This is a genomic window from Streptococcus sp. UBA632, assembly GCF_002300045.1.
In the GTDB taxonomy this organism is placed as follows: Bacteria; Bacillota; Bacilli; order Lactobacillales; family Streptococcaceae; genus Streptococcus; species Streptococcus alactolyticus.
The window spans coordinates 1-4072 of record NZ_DBPA01000048.1; the positions used below are offsets into that span (position 1 = coordinate 1).

The following is a 4072-nucleotide window of genomic DNA, read 5'->3' on the forward strand; positions in this document are numbered from 1 at the left end:
GTTTGGAGATTCTTTTAGAAAATGGGCTTTTTACCGTCAAGCAAGCGGCTTGGTTTTGGTGGTAATTGGCATAGATGTAGCAACCACGAAGAGCAAAGAGCAAGGTAATTCAACCAACGATGTAGAATCAAGGATTCCTGCTCATTGAGTAATATTGCGGACTAATGAGAGCCCACATATTCCAAAGATTGAAAGACAAGACAGCTACCAAGACAAATACGATGTTAAGTTGCCAGCTAGCTCCAATACGTGTGCCACGTTTTTCCCAGAACAAACCTGGTACCACACAGATAATGACTTGTGTGAAAATCCAGAATTTAAATATTGATTCATCGTGCAATTCCACGCGCAAGAGATTGACATTGACAAAGAAAATCAAAACTTGCAAACAAGCATCAAAATAATAGCCTTTTGCAAAGTAGTGCCCTTGCCCCAAATCTCTTCTCTTTCATAGGTCACCGCACGCCACAAGCAATACAGCTCAAAAGCCACCCAAACGACTTCACCAAAGGTTCCAAGCAAGAAGAACCAAAAATGGTCATATCGCAAGTAGGCAGAAAGAAAGACCCAAATCCCCATAAAATCAGCAGCACAATAAAAAGTATGCATCCATAGCGGATAAGGTCCACTTTTTTCACAATCAACGATTAAAAACGAGTACACGCAAACTAAAAATCCCAAAATAAGATAATGATAATCATTGTCAAGGTTAGTGCAAAACGAGTTTCTCCAAGGGTCACGTCACAAAATCTTGCAAGGTCACATCAACCTTAGGATAATGGTCAAATATGAAAAAACGTGATGTCTCCTTTATTTTTCTTCATCAGTGAAGATTTTCTATGTAATCATTATAATGAACACAGATACCTATAATAGAATCAAAAGATGTGGATGACATCACCGTCACCGAACTTGCCAAGTTAGCCAATATCGACCGCAGAGGCTAGCTCGCAATTAGACGACATCCTCAACGCACAGGAAGAATTTGATTTTTTGCTCTTTTTTAGCGAGCTAAATCAAATCATGAAAAGCCACCTGAGTTTTTACCAAATCATCGCTCAGAAAAATGCCTATGCTTACTTGATTAAAGATTTTTCACGAATTTTGGAAAAAGGATTGGGCCAACACTACCTGAAAAACCATTCTAGCTTTGAAAACCGTCTTAAAATCAGGTATATGGTAAATGGTATTATGGGAGTCTATATTAACTGGCTGGCACGTCCTGAAAATATCTCTGAAAACGAATTGATTGTCATTCTCAGTGAAATGCTAGAACACAACCTCAGCATACTAATAGACAAATAACCTTGGTGACTAGCACCAAGGTTATTTGTCTTGTCAAGGCAGTTTAGATGACATGGTAACGTTTCAAAATTTTTTCGATGTCTGTGCCTTCGGTCTTTCTTAGGGCTTGTTTCAAGATGAATTTTTCAACGAAATTCAAGTCCAAATCTGTGATTGGTTTGCCATCACGCAAGGCAACGGTAGCACGCAACAAGTCACGCACATCGTAGGTACTACCCCATACTTCTGGCACCCCACGGTCAATGTCTAACAAAGTATAAACAGCTTCCATACCTGTACGGATAGAATATTCCGTGGTGAAAATGGTATCGCGTTCGGTTTCGGCAAATTGACCTAGGAAGGCAAAATTGACAGCACCATCAGGCACAACGTTTGGACGGTCGCCTTTTTCACGTGGCATAAAGAAGGCAGTGATGTAAGGCATCATGCAAGGAACGGTTTTGGCACTGTTTGTCGCAAGGTCTTCAATCTCATCGACGGGAACACCCATGTGATAAAGCCATTCTTCACAGATTTCTTTACCTGTACAATCACGCATTGTTTTTTTAACAAAGTCACCTTCCTTGTCAGAGAAAAGAGCATACACCCAAACCACCAATTCGTTTTCCGGTTGTGAACGGAATTGTGGTTGACGGTTGACTGTCCAACTCAATAACCAATTAGAATCACGCGCCGTTACAATACCACCTGTCACAACTTTTCCTGAAAATGGGTCACGTTTACAAATCTTTTGAATATAAGCTGGAATCTTATCATCCAAGGTCGTCACAGTCGCACTCATCCAGTTGGATTGTTCGGGGTCATAACAGAATTTATCAGGGTGACCAAAGGAGTCATCTTGAGCAGCAATCTTACGCCACATATCCCAACCGCTACCTTCACGAATGGTCTTGTTGAAGCTTGCTGGGCTGTCTTGGCTACCATAACTTGAATTTTCCACACAACCACCATTTGTGATAAAGACTAAATCATCTTCTGTCAAATCAATGCAGTCTTCTTTACCGTCATGAATAATGTCAATGCATTTTGCAACTTTTTTGTCTTTTTGGCAATCAAATTCGACATTGACCACCTTCGTGTCGTAATGGAAGACCACGCCAAAGGAATTGAGGTAGCTGACCATTGGTAAAATCATGGATTCGTATTGGTTATAACGAGTGAAACGCAAGGCTGTAAAATCAGGCAAACCACTAATATGGTGAATGAAACGTTTGATATACAATTTCATTTCAAGGGCAGAATGCCAATTTTCAAAGGCAAACATGGTGCGCCAGTACAACCAAAAGTTAGAATCAAAGACTTCATCGTCAAAGACTTCGTTGATGCGTTTGTTGTACAAATCTTCATCAGGGGTGAAGAATAATTTCATGATTTCCATGGCCGCCTTATCAGATAAACCAAATTTCTTGTCAGTATGAGCATCTCGCCCTTGTTTTTCTGTCGCACGGCAGAGAGAATAGTTGGGGTCGGCTTTATTGAGCCAATAATATTCATCCAAGACACTCACGCCATCGGTTTCAATAGATGGAATAGAGCGGAACAAATCCCACATACACTCAAAATGATTATCCATTTCACGACCACCACGCATGACATAGCCAATATCAGCGTATTGATAGCCATCACAAGCCCCACCAGGAATGGGGTCTTTTTCTAAAATATGAATGTTTTTCCCTGGCATTTGCCCATCTCGCACGAGGAAACAAGCTGCAGACAAGGCTGCCAAACCAGAGCCAATCAAATAAGCAGACTTATGCTCAACGCCTTCTGGTTTCAAAGGGCGAGCAAATGCTTCGTAATTTCCGCTTGAATAATACATATTGATGACCTCCACTATTTTTAATCGCTTTCATTTTAGGCCTTTACCCATACAAAGTCAATAAACAAATGCTTGGAAGTGATAAAAACTTTATCATTTTAGGGGTTTTGATAAGTTTTTGGACGCAAAGCCCCTCAAGGTCCCAATCAGTGGATCATGTATCAAGCTGGTCAATTGTACTACCAATTCTTGATAATCTGCCTTCATGTCTGACTTGACCCAGTCCAATAACGTACCAATCAAGGCATATTTGTAAAAATTCGTGACAAAAAGCCCTTCCTTGTCCGTCAGGCTAATGCCAGCAGTCGCCACGCTTTTTTCAATGAGTTGGCTCATCAAATGATGGATCACCAGATGCAAATAACGCTCAATCTGCTCACGGCTAACCGCGTGGTAAACACTCATGATAAAGAGCTCGTCTTTTTTAATCATCTCAAAAACGTGCTGCAAAGCCATCTCCCAACTCTCAGTTCTTGGTTCTGCTTGAAAAATAGCATTGGCATCCTCAACAAACGACCACTCCACCAAATCATAAATATCCTTGAAATGGTAGTAAAAAGTCATCCGACTAATCCCACACTCATCTGCCAAGTCTTGAATTGTAATCTTGCTCAAGGGCTTCTCCAAAAGCAGACGCTTCAGCGCCTCCTCCAAAGCCCGTTTGGTTACCTGTGTCATTTGCGCCCTCTCTTATCATTATCCCTACCATTATACCAAAAAAATAAGCCCAACCAGATGGTCAGGCTTATGTTTACTTTTTAAGACTTTTGAATCATTTAGGATTTTAGTCCACGTAAATTTATCAAGGTAGCTTTTTTATACAAAACTTACCGTAGATTTTTGATAGTATTAACTGACTGATTAACATCAGTAAGATTTGAAGCAATTGTTGTATTCGTACGAGCAATGTCAGCAGTAAGAGCAATATGAGTCATTTCTAGAGCATTA

The 4072-nt window shown here is 40.5% G+C and carries 4 protein-coding genes; 1 reads left to right on the plus strand and 3 read right to left on the minus strand.

Annotated elements, in window-relative coordinates; all coding sequences use genetic code 11:
- Nucleotides 1-127 precede the first annotated feature (127 nt).
- Entirely contained in the window at nucleotides 128-436 is a 309-nt protein-coding gene (locus B3473_RS05965) for a hypothetical protein (protein ID WP_293677909.1), read from the minus strand.
- A 587-nt stretch (nucleotides 437-1023) separates the two neighbouring features.
- Between B3473_RS05965 and B3473_RS05970 the strand changes: the two genes are divergently transcribed.
- Nucleotides 1024-1305 carry a hypothetical protein gene (locus B3473_RS05970; RefSeq protein ID WP_293677911.1) on the plus strand — a complete coding sequence of 94 codons (282 nt, stop codon included), beginning with the start codon at nucleotides 1024-1026 and terminating at the stop codon, nucleotides 1303-1305.
- Between the two features lie 43 nt (nucleotides 1306-1348).
- Here the strand turns inward: B3473_RS05970 and B3473_RS05975 are convergent, their stop codons facing one another.
- Nucleotides 1349-3124 (minus strand): oleate hydratase, encoded by a 1776-nt coding sequence (locus B3473_RS05975; protein WP_204984633.1) that lies wholly within the window; start codon nucleotides 3122-3124, stop codon nucleotides 1349-1351.
- 93 nt (nucleotides 3125-3217) lie between these two features.
- Complete coding sequence (locus tag B3473_RS05980) at nucleotides 3218-3802, minus strand: TetR/AcrR family transcriptional regulator (protein ID WP_293677915.1); 585 nt, start codon at nucleotides 3800-3802, stop codon at nucleotides 3218-3220.
- Between the last annotated feature and the right edge of the window lie 270 nt (nucleotides 3803-4072).